The following is a 258-nucleotide window of genomic DNA, read 5'->3' on the forward strand; positions in this document are numbered from 1 at the left end:
ACGCAACACCGGATACGAAAGTCAATATTCCAGTTGTCGTTCACTATCCAGACGGTTCAACAGATACACCGACAGTAACAGTTACTGTCGTGCCGAAAGATCCAAGTGAAACAGATGCAGGTCAACACGACCCTGGATACGAGGATCAAGGAACGAAACCAGGTACACCAGTAGAAGTGCCACAAACGAAAGATGGCAATTTACCACCAGGAACAACGTTCGAAGGCCCTAAAGATGTACCACCAGGTTGGACAGTGA

The 258-nt window shown here is 47.7% G+C and carries 1 protein-coding gene; it reads left to right on the forward strand.

Annotated elements, in window-relative coordinates; all coding sequences use genetic code 11:
* Window positions 1-258, forward strand: a 258-nt coding sequence (locus tag N9R04_RS11400) for a Rib/alpha-like domain-containing protein (RefSeq protein ID WP_262856885.1), incomplete at both ends; no start/stop codon positions are given.

Origin of the sequence: Staphylococcus marylandisciuri (genome assembly GCF_025519785.1) — a bacterium.
GTDB classification, from domain to species: Bacteria; Bacillota; Bacilli; order Staphylococcales; family Staphylococcaceae; genus Staphylococcus; species Staphylococcus marylandisciuri.